Origin of the sequence: Geodermatophilus sp. YIM 151500 (assembly GCF_025716945.1) — a bacterium.
Taxonomy (GTDB): Bacteria; Actinomycetota; Actinomycetes; order Mycobacteriales; family Geodermatophilaceae; genus YIM-151500.
Genome location: NZ_JAOVZT010000002.1, coordinates 110,171 through 124,779 on the forward strand (window position 1 = coordinate 110,171; position 14,609 = coordinate 124,779).

Genomic DNA, 14,609 nt, shown 5'->3' on the forward strand with positions numbered 1-14,609 from the left:
GCGGCTCCGTGCGACTCGGGGGACGGCACGTGGTCGCGGTGTCGTGAGGAGTGGGGGCCCGGAGGGTCTCCGCGATCGAGCGACGGAGCGGCTCCGTGCGACTCGGGGGACGGCACGTGGTCGCGGTGTCGTCCGGAGGACGACGATGTCATAGCGGGATGTTCCCGTGCTTCTTCGGCGGCAGCGTCTGGCGCTTGTTGGCCAGCACGCGCAGCGCCTTGGTCACCTGGACCCGGGTGTGCGACGGCGGGATGACCATGTCGACGTACCCCCGGTCGGCCGCGATGTAGGGGCTCAGCAGCGCGTCCTCGTACTCGGTGATCAGTTCGGCGCGGCGGGCGTCGGCGTCGTCGGCCGCGGCGAGCTCCTTGCGGTAGAGGATGCCCACCGCGCCCTGGGCGCCCATCACGGCGATCTGCGCCGTCGGCCAGGCCAGGTTGACGTCGGCGCCCAGGTGCTTGGAGCCCATGACGTCGTAGGCGCCGCCGTACGCCTTGCGCGTGATGACGGTGATCTTGGGCACGGTCGCCTCGGCGTAGGCGTAGATCAGCTTGGCCCCGCGGCGGATGATGCCCTCCCACTCCTGGGAGGTGCCGGGCAGGAAGCCGGGCACGTCGACGAAGGTCAGCACCGGCACGTTGAACGCGTCGCAGGTGCGCACGAAGCGGGCGGCCTTCTCGCTCGCGTCGATGTCGAGGGTGCCGGCGAACTGGGTGGGCTGGTTGGCGACCACGCCCACCGGGCGGCCCTCGACCCGGCCGAAGCCGACCAGGATGTTGGGCGCGAACAGCGCGTGCACCTCGAGGAACTCCCCGTCGTCCAGGACGTGCCGGACGACGGCGTGCATGTCGTAGGGGCTGTTGGCCGAGTCCGGCACGAAGGTGTCCAGCTCGAGGTCGGTCTCGCTCAGCGCGCCGGGCAGCACGGTGTCGACCGGGGGGACGTCGAGCGCGGGCAGCGGGTCGAGGTTGTTGCTCGGCAGGTAGGAGAGCAGCGCCTTGACGTAGTCGAGGGCGTCGGCCTCGTCCTCGGCCAGGTAGTGCGCGACCCCGGACCTGGTGTTGTGCGTGCGCGCGCCGCCGAGCTCCTCCAGGGTGACGTCCTCGCCGGTCACGGTGCGCACCACGTCGGGGCCGGTGATGAACATCTGGCTGGTGCCGTCGACCATCACGATGAAGTCGGTGAGCGCGGGGGAGTAGACGTGCCCGCCGGCGGCCGCGCCCATGACCAGCGAGATCTGCGGCACCACGCCCGAGGCGTGCACGTTGCGCCGGAAGATCTCGCCGTAGAGGCCGAGGGAGACCACGCCCTCCTGGATGCGTGCCCCGCCGCCCTCGTTGATGCCGATCACCGGGCAGCCGTTGCGGACGGCGAAGTCGAGGACCTTCACGATCTTCTCGCCGTAGACCTCGCCGAGGCTGCCGCCGAAGACGGTCACGTCCTGCGAGAAGACCGCGACCGGGCGGCCGTCGACGGTGCCGTAGCCGGTGACCACGCCGTCGCCGAAGGGCCGGTTGGCGTCCAGGCCGAAGTTGCTCGAACGGTGCCGGGCGAACTCGTCGAACTCGGTGAACGAGCCGGGATCGAGCAGGGCCTCGATCCGCTCGCGGGCGGTCATCTTGCCCGCGGCGTGCTGCTTCTCCACCGCCCGCCGGGAGCCGGCGTGGGTGGCTTCCTGCACGCGGCGCTCGAACTCGGCGAGCTTGCCCGCGGTGGTGTGGATGTCGATGTCGCCGGGGGCGTGTTCCCCCGCGCTCTCGAGCTCGGCCGCGCTCACGGGTGCGTAGCGTAGGGGAGTGGCCGATCCGTCCTCCCCGCAGCGTGCAGACGGCGACCGGCCGCCGCTGGACGCCGCCGCGCTCACCGCGCGGCTGGTGCGCCCGGACGGGCTGTGGCGCGCGGTCGACGTCGTCGAGCAAGTGGGGTCGACCAACGCCGTCCTGCTGGCCCGGGCCGCCGACGAGGACGCCCCGGAGGGCCTGGTGCTCGTCGCCGAGCACCAGCAGGCCGGTCGCGGCCGGCTCGACCGCGCCTGGGTCTCCCCGCCGCGCGCCGGGCTGACGGTGTCGGTGCTGCTGCGGCCCGACGTGCCCGCGGCCCGCCGCGGCTGGCTGCCGCTGCTGTGCGGGGTGGCGCTGGCCGAGGCGGTGGCCACGGTCGCCGGCGTCCGGACGTCGCTCAAGTGGCCCAACGACCTGCTCGCGCCCGACGGCGCCAAGCTGGCCGGCATCCTCGCCGAGGCCGCCGGGCCGGCCGTCGTCGTCGGGACCGGGCTCAACGTCTCGACCCGGCCCGAGGAGCTGCCGGACGGCGGCGCGTCGCTGGCCACGGTGCGCGGCGCGGCGCCGGACCGCGCGGCCGTGCTGGCCGGCTTCCTCGGGGAGCTCGAGCGCCGCTACCGCGCCTGGACCGCCGGGCTGGGCGACCCGGTGTCGACCGGCCTGGCCCGCGACTACGTGGCCTGGTGCTCGACGGTGGGGCAGCGGGTGGCCGTCACCATGCCGGACGGCTCGTTGCTGGAGGGCGTCGCCGAGGCCGTCGACTGGGACGGCCGGCTCGTCGTCCGGACGGACGCCGGCCCGGTGGAGCTGGCCTCCGGCGACGTGCGACACGTGCGGCCGAGGGCCGCGGAAGGGTGACGACCCGCGGACGGTCGGTCATCCTTGGTGCGTGCCCTACCCGGACCGGTTGCTGGGGGACGACGAGGAGGTCGTCGCCCACCTGCACCCGCACGCCCTGACGCTGTTCTGGCCGCTGGTGCTGTTCCTGCTGCTGGTCGGGGCGGCGTCCTTCGGCGCGGCGCTGGTGCCGTCGGGCGCGCAGCAGGGGTCCTGGCGGCTGGTCGTCGTGGCGTCGGCGCTGCTCCTGGCGCTGGTGCTCGTCGTCGTCCCGCTGCTGCGCTGGCGGACGACGCACTACGTGCTCACCACGCACCGGCTGCTGCTGCGGACCGGCGTGCTCGCCCGGCACGGCCGGGACATCGCGCTGTCCCGGATCACCGAGGTGACCTACCGCCAGACGCTGTGGGACCGCCTCATCCGGTCGGGCACCGTCACCGTCGAGACCCTCGGTGAGCACGCGCCGACCGTGCTCACCTCCGTGCCCGACAGCGAGGGCGTGCAGACGCTGCTCAACCAGCTCGTCGAGCTCGACGAGCACCGGCGGGCCTACGACACCGCCGGACCCCGGCCCGGTGCGGCCTGGACGACGGGGTCGGCCGGGTGGGGCGCGTGGGAGGAGCCGGGCACCGGTCCGCTGGGCGGCTGGGGCGCCGGCCACGGGCCGGACGTGCACCGGACCACCGGGCCGGTCCGCTACTGACCCGCCGCCGTCCCGGGCGGGACCGTTCCGGCGAGCCTGGCCGGTTCTGTCGGTGGCCCCGCCTACCTTCCGCCGCATGCGGCTGCTGCACACCTCGGACTGGCACATCGGCCGGTCGTTGCACGGCGCCGACCTGCTCGCCGAGCAGGAGGCCGTGCTCAGCGGGCTGGCCGAGGTCGTCGCCACCGAGGGCGTCGACGCGGTGCTCGTGGCCGGCGACGTCTACGACCGCGCCGTCCCGTCGGCCGACGCCACGGCGGTGCTCGACCGGGTGCTGACCCGGCTCCGGGCCGCCGGGGCGCAGGTCGTGCTCACCCCGGGCAACCACGACTCCGCCCGCCGGCTCGGCTTCGCGTCCGGTCTGCTGGCGGCGTCGGGCGTGCACGTCCGCGCGTCGACCGCCCGCCTCGACGAGCCGGTGCTGCTGACCGACGCGCACGGGGACGTGGCCGTCTACGGCATCCCCTACCTGGAGCCCGAGGTGGCCCGGCACGAGCTCGGCCCGGGCGGACGGGGGAGCGGCGAGGCGCGCACCCACGAGGCGGTCCTGACCGCCGCGATGGACCGGGTGCGCGCCGACCTGTTCCTCCGGCCCGGTGCCCGCTCCGTGGTGCTCGCGCACGCGTTCGTCGGCGGCGGTGTGCCCAGCGACAGCGAGCGCGAGATCTGCGTCGGCGGCGTCGACCTGGTGCCCGCCGCGGTGTTCGACGGGGTCGACTACGTGGCCCTGGGCCACCTGCACCGCCCGCAGACGCTGGCGCCGCGACTGCGCTACAGCGGCTCGCCGATGCCCTACTCCTTCGGCGAGGCGGGGCAGGCCAAGCAGGCCTGGCTGGTCGACCTCGATGCCGCGGGTGCCGTGGAGGTCCGCCCGGTGCCGCTGCCGGTGCCGCGACCGCTGGCCGTGCTCACCGGCACCCTCGCCGAGCTGCTCGACGACCCGCAGCACGCCGCCGTGGAGCACTTCTTCGTCTCCGTCCGGTTGACCGACGCGGTGCGACCGCCGGATCCGATGCGCCGGCTGCGCACCCGCTTCCGGCACTGCGTGCACCTCGAGTGGGCCGGCGCCGCGCAGCCGGGAGCCGGGCGCAGCTACCAGGAGCGGCTCCACGGCCGCACCGATCTCGAGGTGGTCGACGAGTTCGTCCGGCACGTGCGCGGCGTCGCGGCCACCGCGGCCGAGCGGGAGCTGCTCGCCCGGGCGCTGGCCGCCGACGCGCGCGCCGAGGCCGCCCGGTGAGGCTGCACGCGCTGGGCCTGACCGCCTTCGGGCCCTTCGCCGGCACGCAGTCCGTCGACCTCGACGACGTCGGCCGCGACGGGCTGTTCCTGCTGTGGGGGCCGACCGGCGCGGGCAAGACGACGCTGCTCGACGCCGTCGTCTTCGCCCTCTACGGCACCGTCCCCGGAGCCCGCGGCGAGGCCAAGCGACTGCGCAGCGACCACGCCGACCCGGACGTGCGCACCGAGGTCACCCTCGAGCTCACCCTGGCCGGGCAGCGGCTGCGGGTCGCGCGCCGGCCCGAGCAGAACCGGCCGAAGAAGCGCGGCTCCGGGACGACCGTCGAGCAGGCCCGGCTGCTCGTCCAGCGGGCCGTCGACGGCGGCTGGGAGGCGGTCAGCACCCGCATCGACGAGGGCGCCGAGTACCTGCGCACCCGGCTCGGACTCGACGTCCACCAGTTCTGCCAGGTGGTGCTGCTGCCGCAGGGCGACTTCGCCCGGTTCCTGCGGGCCGAACCCGAACACCGTGCCGAGCTGCTGCGCACGCTGTTCGACGTCGGCCGCTTCGCCCGGGCCGAGGAGTGGCTGGCCGCCGAGCGCCGGCTCGCCGACGAGGCCGTGCGCGCCGACCGGTTGCGGGTGAGCACCCTGCTGGCCCGGGTGGCGCAGATCGCCGACGTCGACGTGCCCGAGCACCTGGCGCCCGAGCTGGTCGGCGCCGCTGCCGGCGCCCCGGTCGACGCCTGGGTGTCGGCCGTGCGCGCCCGGGCGGCCGCCGACCTCGCCGGGGCGTCCGCCGCGTCCACCGGCGCGGCCGCGGAGGCCGCGCGGGCCGACGCGGCGCTCGCGGCCGCGCGGACGCTGGCCGACCGGCACGCCCGGCGGCGGCGCGCCGAGGCGGAGCGCGCCCGGCTGGTCGCCGCCGAGGCCGGGCTGGAGCCGCTGCGCGCCCGCCGCGACGCCGGACGGCGGGCGGAAGCGCTGCGCGACGTGCTCGACGCCGACCGCCGCGCGGCGACCGCCGCCGGCGCCGCGGCCGACCAGCTGGGAGCCGCGTCGGCCGCCTGGGCCGAGGTCGGCGAGGGCCGGGAGGCCGACGAGCTGCTCGCCAGGCAGCTGCGCGACGACGCGGCCGCGGCGCGCGCCCTGCTGCCCGAGGCCGGCCGCGCCGACGCGCTGCGCCGGTCCGTGGCGGAGCTGACCGCCGACATCGACGCGCTCGGCGCGCGGTGCGCCGAGGGGGCCCGCGCCGCCGAGGTCTGGCCCGGGCGGCTCACCGCGCAGCAGCAGCGGGTCGACGCGGCCGCGGCGGCCGCGGCCCGCCGTCCCGACCTGGCCGCGGCCGTGGCGGTGGCGGAGGCCGCGCTGCTCGACGGCCGGCGGGCCGGGTCCACCGCGGCCGCGCTGCGCGACGCCGACTCGGCCGCCGCCGTCGCGCGGGGGGCGTGGCTCGGAGCCCGCGAACGGCTGGTCGAGCTCCGGGCCCGCCGCCTCGACGGCATGGCCGCCGAGCTGGCCGCCGGGCTGGTCGAGGGAGTCGACTGCCCCGTGTGCGGGTCGGCCGAGCACCCGCGGCCCGCGGTGCCCACCGGCCCCGCGGTCTCGGCCGACGACGAGGAACGGGCCCGGGCCGACGTCGAGGCCGCCGAGCAGTCGGCGGCGGCCACCCGGACGGCCGCCGAGGGGACGGCCCGCGAGCTCGCGGCGCTGCGGGCGCGGTCCGGGGGCCGGCCGGTTCCCGAGCTGGCCGCCGACGCGGAGGCGGCCCGCGCGGCGCTGGCCGAGGTGTCGGGTCGGGCGGAGGAGCTCGGTGCGGCGCGCGCCCGGCTCGCCGACCTGACCGCGGAGCGCGACCGGGTGACCGCCCGGCTGTCCGACGACCGCGACCGGCTGACCGCCCGGACCGCCGAGCGTGACGCGCAGCGCGCCGCGCTCGCCGAGCTCACGGCGCGGCTGGCCGGCGTGGTCGGGGGCGACCGCGACCTCGACAGCCGGGCGCGCCGGCTGACCGCCGCCGCCGAGCGGTGCGAGGCGCTGCTGCAGGCCCGCACCGCCGAGCTCCGCGCCCGCGCGGAGGCCGAGGTCGCCCGCCGGGCCGCGGAGGAGCGCGCTGCCGGTGCGGGCTTCGCCGGCGCGCCGGACGCGACCGCCGCCCTGCTCGACCCGGACGACCTGACCGGGCTCGACCGCCGGATCTCCGAGCACGAGCGGGCGCGGGCCGCGGTCGAGGCGGTGCTGGCCGATCCGGAGCTGGCCGACCTCGACCCCGCGCCCGCGCTGGACGCGCTCGCCGCCCGCTGCGCCGAGCTCACCGCCCGCCGCGAGGATGCGGTGGCCGCCCAGGACCGCGCCCACCGCTGCGCCGGTGCCCTCGACCGGCTGGCCGGCGAGGTCGTGGCCGCCGAGGTGGAGCTGCACGAGCGCCGCGCGTGGGCCGACCGGGTCGGCGCGCTCGCCGACCTGGTCACCGGGCGGGGCGCGAACACCGCGCGGATGCGCCTGCAGTCGTTCGTCCTCGCCGCTCGCCTGGAGCAGGTCGCCGCCGTGGCCAGCCGCCGCCTGCACGAGATGTCGGGCAGCCGGTACACGTTCCGGCACAGCGATGCGCAGGGCCGGCACGGCGCTCGCGGCGGGCTCGGCCTCGACGTCGTCGACGAGTACACCGGCACCGTGCGGCCGACCAAGACGCTGTCGGGGGGCGAGAGCTTCATGGCCTCGCTGGCGCTGGCGCTCGGCCTGGCCGACGTGGTCACCGCCGAGAGCGGCGGGGTGCAGATGGACACCCTGTTCGTCGACGAGGGCTTCGGCACGCTCGACGCGCAGGCCCTCGACTCGGTGATGGGCGTGCTCGACGAGCTGCGCCGGGGCGGCCGCACCGTGGGCCTGATCAGCCACCTCGAGGAGCTGCGCACCCGCATCCCGACGCGCCTGGAGGTGCTCGCCGGCCGCAACGGCTCCCGTCTCGCGATCTGAGCGCGGGCAGCGGGGCCGCAGAGTCAGCCGAGCGGTGCGGCGGCCGGCCGGCCGTCCCCCGCCGGCTGCGCGCGGGCGGGGAACACCCACCGGCGGTAGGAGAGGAAGCGGACGACCGTCCCGGCGACGATCGAGCCGACGTTGGCCGCCTGCAGCACCAGGGCGCTCTCCTGCATCAGCACGTGCCGGACGAAGCCGATGACGGCCAGCCCCAGCAGCAGCGTCACCCCGTTCACGAGGGCGAAGGTCACGTACTCGCGACCCACGCCCGGCCGTTCCCGGTGCGAGAACGACCAGTAGCGGTGCCCGAGGTAGGCGGCGGTCATCGACACGAGGGTGGCGACCAGCTTGGCGACGACCGCCTCGACGCCCGCCACGTACAGCAGCTGGAACAGCCCCACGTCGACGACGAAGGCGGCCGACCCCACGACGCCGAACGCGCCCATCTCGCGCGCCAGCAGCCGGTGGGCCGCCGTCAGCCGCGAGCGGAATCCTGTGGACGGCGGCACGGGCCGACTGTACGAGCCGCAGCCCCTCCCATGGGCCGTCCGGCTCGGGCGGGTGGGCGAGGACGGCGTTGACTACGCTGCTCCCGCGATGGCCACCACCCTCGACCGGCGCACCGGCCTGCCCGTCGTCGCCATGGTCGGCGGCGGCCAGCTCGCCCGGATGACCCACCAGGCAGCGATCGCCCTCGGCCTGTCGCTGCGGGTGCTCTCCGCCGGCCCCGACGAGTCCGCCGCGCTCGTCGCCGCCGACGTCCAGCTCGGCGACCACCGCGACCTCGACGCGCTCCGCCGCGCCGCGGCGGGCGCCACCGTGCTCACCTTCGACCACGAGCACGTGCCGACCGAGCACCTGCGCGCGCTCGAGGGCGACGGCCACCGCGTCGCCCCCGGCCCGGCCGCGCTCGTGCACGCCCAGGACAAGCTGGTCCTCCGCCGCGCGCTGCACGAGGCCGGTGAGCCGCAGCCGGCGTGGGCGGAGGCGACCGCGGTCGCCGACGTCGAGGCCTTCGCGGCCGGCCGCGGCTGGCCGGTGGTGCTGAAGACCCCGCGCGGGGGCTACGACGGCAAGGGCGTCTTCGTCGTGCACGCCGCCGACGAGGCCGCCGACCTGCTCGCCGCGCACGGCCGGCTGCTGGTCGAGGAGCGGGTGGCGATGGTCCGCGAGCTGGCCGTGCAGGTGGCCCGCTCGCCGTTCGGGCAGGTCGCGGTCTGGCCGGTCGTCGAGACCGTCCAGCGCGGCGGCGTCTGCCACGAGGTGCTCGCCCCCGCCCCGGGACTGGACGACGAGCGCGCCTCGGCGGCGCAGCGGCTCGCCGTCCGCCTCGCCGACCGGCTGGGCGTCGTCGGCCTGCTCGCCGTGGAGCTCTTCGAGACCGCGGACGGCGTGCTGGTCAACGAGCTGGCCATGCGGCCGCACAACTCCGGCCACTGGACCATGGAGGGCGCCCGCACCGGCCAGTTCGAGCAGCACCTGCGCGCCGTCCTCGACTACCCGCTGGGGTCGACGGCGATGACCGCGCCGGTCGTGGTCATGGCCAACGTGCTGGGCGGCGCCGCCGCCGCCGCCGACTGGGCCGGCCCCGGGCTCGACGAGCGGGTGCACCACCTCATGGCGCACTGGCCCGACGTCAAGCTGCACTGGTACGGCAAGGGCCAGCGGCCCGGCCGCAAGCTCGGCCACGTGACCGCGCTGGGCGACGACCTCGCCGAGGTCCGCGCCCGGGCCGTCGCGGCGGCGCGGTACCTGGCCGACGGCGTCGTCGACCCCGTCTTCGCGTTCGGGGACGACGCCGTCGGGCATGCGCACGGAGCCGTCGAGCGCGGAGCCAGCGCGTACGCGCACGGAGCCGTCGCGCACGAGCACTGACCCGCAGGGAGGAGCCGCACGTGGAGGAGCCGCAGGACGACCCGGTCGTCGGCATCGTCATGGGCAGCGACTCCGACTGGCCGGTCATGCAGCCGGCCGCCGAGGCGCTCGAGGAGTTCGACGTCCCCTACGAGGCGCACGTCCTCTCGGCGCACCGGACCCCGCGGCGGATGCTCGACTACGCCGAGGCCGCCGCCGACCGCGGCCTGAAGGTGATCATCGCCGGTGCCGGGGGAGCGGCCCACCTGCCGGGCATGGTCGCCGCCGCCACGCCGCTGCCGGTGATCGGCGTGCCCCGGCCGCTCGACCGGCTCGACGGGCTGGACAGCCTGCTGTCGATCGTGCAGATGCCCGCGGGCGTGCCGGTCGCGACGGTGTCCATCGGCGGCGGCCGCAACGCCGGGCTGCTCGCCGTCCGCATCCTGGCCGCCGCCGATCCGAAGCTGCGCGAGGCGGTCAGCCGGTTCCAGGCCGATCTGGCCGCGCAGGTCGAGGTCCGCGACGCCCGCCTGCAGGCGGAGATCGGCGGCTGAGCGGCGAGCGAGGGCGTGCACTACCTGGTCTCCACGGCGGGTCACCCCAACGTCGGCGACGAGCTGATCGCCCGGACCTGGCTGCGCGAGCTGCGGCGGCGGGCGCCGGACTCCGACGTCTGGCTCGACTGCCCGTTCCCGTCCGGCGCTCAGGCGCTGCTCGCCGGCGAGCACCCGCGGCTGCGCTGCGTCGACACCCTCTGGCGGCTGTGCTGGGAGGCCCCGGGCGGCACGCCGTGGGACACCGCCACGTCCGTCCACGCGGCCCTGGACGACGCGGCCCGGGCCCCGCGCTGGGTGCCGGGCCTGCGGTTGTTCGCCCGCGCCGCGACGGTGCACCTGCTCGGCGGCGGCTACGTGCACGACCTCTGGCCGCGGCACGTCGGCCTGCTCGCCGCCGTGGCGCACGCGGCCGGGCGCGGCGCCGCCACGGCGGTCACCGGACAGGGCTTCGCGCCGATGGCGGCGGCCACCGCGGGCCTGGTGCAGCGGCTGTGCGCGGGGCTCGACGTGGTCGACGTCCGGGACCGGCCCAGCGCCGCCCTCGTCGGGCGACCGGACGCCTGCAGCGGCGACGACCTGTGGCTGGCCGACGTCGCCGCGCTGCTGGACCCGGCCCGGGCCGCCGAGCTGGACGTCGCCGTCTGCGTGCAGGCCGACATGCTCGACGCGGACGACGGCGCGCTGACCACCGCGTGCCTGCGCCACCTGGACGCGTGGGCGGCCGACCCCGCCCGCACCGCCGTCGTCGAGGGCATGCCCGGCGACCGGGCGGTGCACGACCGGCTCGCCGGGCTGCTGCCCGGGCTGCGGCGCGTGCCGTGGACCGACCTGCTCGACCGGGGCGTGCCGGCGGGTCCGCACCAGCGGTGGTTCAGCACCCGCTTCCACCCGCACCTGGTGGCGGCGGCCGCGGGGGCCCGGGGCGTCGCCGTCCCGGCCCACCCCGGCTACTACGACGTCAAGCACGCCTCGCTGCTCGCGGCCGGTTCGCCGTGGGCGGTGCGCGGACCGGGGGCGCCGGGCGTGGCCCGGCTCGACGCACCGGCCGACCCGGCCCGCCTCCTCGCCTCCGGCGAGCGGGTGCTGGCCCGGAAGGGTGAGATCGCCACGGCCCTCTACGGCCCGGTCCGGGAGGTCGCGGACCTATCCTCTACCCGTGGGTAACAACGCCGCCGGGCTGTACGCCCTGACCGAGGAGCACGAGGCGATCCGGGCCGCCGTCCGGGAGATCGCCGAGCGCGAGATCGCCCCCCACGCCGCCGAGGTCGACGCCGAGTCGCGCTATCCGGTCGAGGCGCAGAAGGCGCTGACCGCCGCCGGCTTCCACGCGACCCACATCCCCGAGGAGTACGGCGGCGAGGGCGCCGACGCGATCGCCACCTGCATCGTCATCGAGGAGGTCGCCCGGGTCGACGCCAGCGCCTCGCTGATCCCCGCGGTCAACAAGCTCGGCTCGGTGCCGCTGATGCTCGCCGGCTCCGAGGAGCTCAAGCGGGAGGTGCTCACGCCGGTCGCCGCCGGGGAGGCGATGATCAGCTACGGGCTGTCCGAGCGGGAGGCCGGGTCGGACGCCGCGAGCATGCGCACCCGCGCCCGGCTCGAGGGCGACACCTGGGTGCTGAACGGCACCAAGGCGTGGATCACCAACGCCGGGGTGTCGCAGTGGTACACGGTCATGGCCGTCACCGACCCGGGGCAGGGCGCCAACGGCATCTCCGCGTTCGCCGTGCACCGCGACGACCCGGGCTTCGCCGTCGGGCCCAAGGAACGCAAGATGGGCATCAAGGGCTCGCCCACCTGCGAGCTGCACCTCACCGACTGCACCATCCCCGCCGACCGGATCGTCGGCGAGCCCGGCACCGGCTTCAAGACCGCGCTGCGCACGCTGGACTTCACCCGGCCGACCATCGGCGCCCAGGCGGTGGGCATCGCCCAGGGGGCGCTGGACGCCGCGGTGTCCTACACCAAGGACCGCCGGCAGTTCGGTCGCGCGATCGCCGACAACCAGGGCGTGCAGTTCATGCTCGCCGACATGGAGATGCGGATCGAGGCCGCCCGCCACCTGGTCTACGTCGCCGCCGCGCGCGGCGAGCAGGGCGGGGCCGACGTCACCCGCATCTCCGCCTCGGCCAAGGCCTTCGCCTCCGACGTGGCCATGCAGGTCACCACCGACGCCGTCCAGCTGTTCGGCGGGGCCGGCTACACGCAGGACTTCCCCGTCGAGCGGATGATGCGCGACGCCAAGATCACCCAGATCTACGAGGGCACCAACCAGATCCAGCGCGTGGTGATCGCCCGGAGCCTCCTGAAGTAGGGCGTCGACCGTCAGGCCGCGATCGCGGCCGTGCCCAGCTGCGCGAGGACGAGGGCCGCGACGGCGAACACCAGGTAGGCGAACCAGCGGCGCAGTCGGGCGGTGTCGAGGCGGCTGCCGACCCTTCCGGCGGCCAGCGCGGCGCCGACGGCCGCGACGCTGAAGGCGGAGGTGACCGGCACGTCGAGGGTCACCTCGCCGGCGTGCGCGGCGAACCCGGCGGCGGAGTTGAGCGCGATGACGACCAGGGAGGTGCCGATGGCGGTGGTCATCGGCAGACCCAGCACGATCACCAGCACCGGGATGATCAGGAACCCGCCGCCGACCCCGAGCAGGCCGGTGAGGAACCCGACGGCCAGCCCGCCCGCCACGGTGCGGGGCGCGCAGCGACGCCAGTCGACCCGGCCGTCCTCGACCGCGCAGGCCGCGCCGGTCGCCGGCTTCTCCCGCAGCATCCGCACGCCCGCGCCGACCATGAGCCCGGCGAACAGCGCGAGGACCACCTCCCCGGGCAGCAGCCGGTTGACCGCGGCCCCGGCGAAGGCCGTGGCCGCGCCGGCGGCGCCGAACAGCAGCGCGATCCGCCAGGCGATCCGGCCGGCACGCACCCTCGGCAGCAGCGCGACGACGGCGGTGATCCCGACGACCAGCAGGGACGTGGCGACGGCCTGGGACACGTCCTGGTCGGCGGCGTACACCAGCGCGGGGACGGCGAGGACGGACCCGCCGCCGCCGAGCAGGCCGACGAGCGCGCCGACGACCAGCCCGGCGGCGACCGCGACGATCACGACCGCAGCGCCCGCGCGTCGTCGAGGGTGACCGCGCGCCCGCCGGAGGGCCGGTCGGCGTGGATGCGCACGAGCCGCTCGGGGATGTCGATCGGGCCGGGCAGGTCAGGCCGTGACGGGCGGGGCGTGCAGGCCGGCCGCGGCCGCACCGGTGTCGGGGTCGCCGTAACCGCCGTCGACCAGCACCGGGCGGCGTCCGGCGCGGGCGAGCAGCGAGGCGGCGATCGAGGCGCGGTAGCCCGAGCCGCAGTACACCCACACCTCGCCGGCCGGGATCTCGTCGATGCGGTCGGGCAGCTCGTGGACCGGGATGTGCCGCGAGCCGCGCACCCCGCCGCCGGCGCGCTCGTCGTCGCGGCGCGCGTCGACGACGACCAGGTCGCCGTCGGCGGCCATGGCGCGCGCCAGGCCGGCGAAGTCGCTGACCGGGTGGGACGCCAGCGCCCGGCCGACGGCCAGCTCCTCCGGGCTGCCGACCGCGGCGCCGGCCAGCCGGTCGATGCCGATGCGGACCAGCTCGCGGCGGGCCTCGAGGACCTGCTCGGGCGTCTCGCCGATCAGCGTCAGCGGCGCGCCCCACGGCACCAGCCAGCCGATGTAGGTGAGGAAGCTGGTGGACAGCTCGAAGTTCAGAGCGCCCGGCAGGTGGCCGGCGGCGAAGGCGGTCCGCGTGCGCAGGTCGACCACCCACTCCCCGGCCGCCAACCGGTCGGCCAGCTCGGCGGGGCCCACCTCGCGCGGCGGGGACAGGTCCACCGGGGCGGGTCCGGCAGCGTTCGCCGGCCCCATGCGCGCGTACCAGGCCGGGATCGCGGTGAGCCCGGCGACGAGCTGGTCGACGAAGGTCTGCTCGTCCTGGGTGAGCGCCGGGTTCACCTCCAGCTGCTCCCCGACGGTGGAGGAGGTGCCGCTGGTCGGCGTGGCCGAGCAGAAGCTGCCGAAGCCGTGGGTGGGGAACACCGGCGTGCCCGCCGGCAGCTCGTCGGCCAGCCGGCGCACCGAGTGGTACTGGGCGCGGCTGAGCTCGCAGGTGTGCTCGGGGCCCACGAGGTCGGTTCGGCCGGTCGCGCCGTAGAGCATGGACCCGCCGGTGAACACCGCCCGCACCGCACCGTCGGCGTCGGTCAGCACGTAGCTGACGTGGTGGTGGGTGTGCCCGGGGGTGTGCACCACCCGGAACCGCATCGGGCCGGCCTCGAGCACGTCGCCGTCGGCCGCCGGCAGCCGCTCGTAGGCGACCCGGTCACCGGCCGGCACGGCGTAGTCCGCGCCGGCCCAGTGGGCCAGCTCGAGCCCGCCGGTGACGTAGTCGTTGTGGAGGTGCGTCTCGAGCACCAGCCCGATCCGCACGCCGCGGTCGGCCGCCAGGTCCACCACCCGGTCGATGTCGCGCTGCGGGTCGATGACGGCGGCCACGCCGTCGGCGGAGACCAGGTAGCTGCGGTCGCCGAGGCCGGCCGTCTCGATGACGTCGATCTGCATGTGGAAGCCTCTCGGTACGGTACCGGGTTGGGGTATGGGTGGACGAGCTGGAGGACGGCGCGCCCGGAGGCGGGTCAGGGGGAGACGACGGACCGG

The 14,609-nt window shown here is 76.6% G+C and carries 12 protein-coding genes; 8 read left to right on the plus strand and 4 right to left on the minus strand.

The window, feature by feature from the left end:
- Window positions 1-148: 148 nt before the first annotated feature.
- The gene (locus OF117_RS04145) at window positions 149-1,777 is read right to left on the minus strand and encodes an acyl-CoA carboxylase subunit beta (protein ID WP_263551541.1); all 1,629 of its coding nucleotides are present in this window, start codon (window positions 1,775-1,777) and stop codon (window positions 149-151) included.
- A gap of 19 nt (window positions 1,778-1,796) precedes the next feature.
- Between OF117_RS04145 and OF117_RS04150 the strand changes: the two genes are divergently transcribed.
- The 4 genes from OF117_RS04150 (at window position 1,797) to OF117_RS04165 (ending at window position 7,518) form a co-directional block, all read left to right on the plus strand.
- Window positions 1,797-2,639 carry a biotin--[acetyl-CoA-carboxylase] ligase gene (locus OF117_RS04150; protein ID WP_263551542.1) on the plus strand — a complete coding sequence of 281 codons (843 nt, stop codon included), beginning with the start codon at window positions 1,797-1,799 and terminating at the stop codon, window positions 2,637-2,639.
- A 31-nt stretch (window positions 2,640-2,670) separates the two neighbouring features.
- Window positions 2,671-3,321: a PH domain-containing protein gene (locus OF117_RS04155; protein WP_263551543.1), complete on the plus strand. Its 651-nt coding sequence runs from the start codon at window positions 2,671-2,673 to the stop codon at window positions 3,319-3,321.
- A 76-nt stretch (window positions 3,322-3,397) separates the two neighbouring features.
- Entirely contained in the window at window positions 3,398-4,561 is a 1,164-nt protein-coding gene (locus OF117_RS04160; RefSeq protein ID WP_263551544.1) for an exonuclease SbcCD subunit D, read from the plus strand.
- Window positions 4,558-7,518 carry an AAA family ATPase gene (locus OF117_RS04165; RefSeq protein ID WP_263551545.1) on the plus strand — a complete coding sequence of 987 codons (2,961 nt, stop codon included), beginning with the start codon at window positions 4,558-4,560 and terminating at the stop codon, window positions 7,516-7,518. The genes OF117_RS04160 and OF117_RS04165 overlap by 4 nt, the downstream gene beginning before the upstream one ends.
- Window positions 7,519-7,541: 23 nt before the next feature.
- Here OF117_RS04165 and OF117_RS04170 read toward each other — a convergent pair whose 3' ends face one another.
- Complete coding sequence (locus tag OF117_RS04170; protein WP_263551546.1) at window positions 7,542-8,027, minus strand: GtrA family protein; 486 nt, start codon at window positions 8,025-8,027, stop codon at window positions 7,542-7,544.
- Window positions 8,028-8,115: 88 nt separating this feature from the next.
- On the opposite strand from OF117_RS04170, the gene OF117_RS04175 reads away from it, so the two are divergent.
- Genes OF117_RS04175 through OF117_RS04190 form a run of 4 tightly spaced genes read left to right on the plus strand, consistent with a single transcriptional unit; the run spans window position 8,116 to window position 12,243 of the window.
- Window positions 8,116-9,393: a 5-(carboxyamino)imidazole ribonucleotide synthase gene (locus tag OF117_RS04175; RefSeq protein ID WP_263551547.1), complete on the plus strand. Its 1,278-nt coding sequence runs from the start codon at window positions 8,116-8,118 to the stop codon at window positions 9,391-9,393.
- A 59-nt stretch (window positions 9,394-9,452) separates the two neighbouring features.
- Entirely contained in the window at window positions 9,453-9,926 is a 474-nt protein-coding gene (gene purE / locus OF117_RS04180) for a 5-(carboxyamino)imidazole ribonucleotide mutase (protein ID WP_411969420.1), read from the plus strand.
- A gap of 15 nt (window positions 9,927-9,941) precedes the next feature.
- Window positions 9,942-11,093, plus strand: a complete 1,152-nt coding sequence (locus OF117_RS04185; protein ID WP_263551549.1) for a polysaccharide pyruvyl transferase family protein — start codon at window positions 9,942-9,944, stop codon at window positions 11,091-11,093.
- Complete coding sequence (locus OF117_RS04190; RefSeq protein WP_263551550.1) at window positions 11,086-12,243, plus strand: acyl-CoA dehydrogenase family protein; 1,158 nt, start codon at window positions 11,086-11,088, stop codon at window positions 12,241-12,243. The genes OF117_RS04185 and OF117_RS04190 overlap by 8 nt, the downstream gene beginning before the upstream one ends.
- An 11-nt stretch (window positions 12,244-12,254) precedes the next feature.
- Here OF117_RS04190 and OF117_RS04195 read toward each other — a convergent pair whose 3' ends face one another.
- Window positions 12,255-13,031 carry a sulfite exporter TauE/SafE family protein gene (locus OF117_RS04195; RefSeq protein WP_263551551.1) on the minus strand — a complete coding sequence of 259 codons (777 nt, stop codon included), beginning with the start codon at window positions 13,029-13,031 and terminating at the stop codon, window positions 12,255-12,257.
- A 105-nt stretch (window positions 13,032-13,136) separates the two neighbouring features.
- Window positions 13,137-14,513: an MBL fold metallo-hydrolase gene (locus tag OF117_RS04200; RefSeq protein ID WP_263551552.1), complete on the minus strand. Its 1,377-nt coding sequence runs from the start codon at window positions 14,511-14,513 to the stop codon at window positions 13,137-13,139.
- Window positions 14,514-14,609 lie beyond the last annotated feature (96 nt).

Bases quoted from the DNA above. Each gene is read 5' to 3' on its own strand.
- OF117_RS04175 (WP_263551547.1), top strand. From the start codon at position 8,116: ATGGCCACCACCCTCGACCGGCGCACCGGCCTGCCCGTCGTCGCCATG.
- purE (WP_411969420.1), top strand. From the start codon at position 9,453: ATGGGCAGCGACTCCGACTGGCCGGTCATGCAGCCGGCCGCCGAGGCG.
- OF117_RS04160 (WP_263551544.1), top strand. From the start codon at position 3,398: ATGCGGCTGCTGCACACCTCGGACTGGCACATCGGCCGGTCGTTGCAC.
- OF117_RS04200 (WP_263551552.1), bottom strand. From the start codon at position 14,513: ATGCAGATCGACGTCATCGAGACGGCCGGCCTCGGCGACCGCAGCTAC.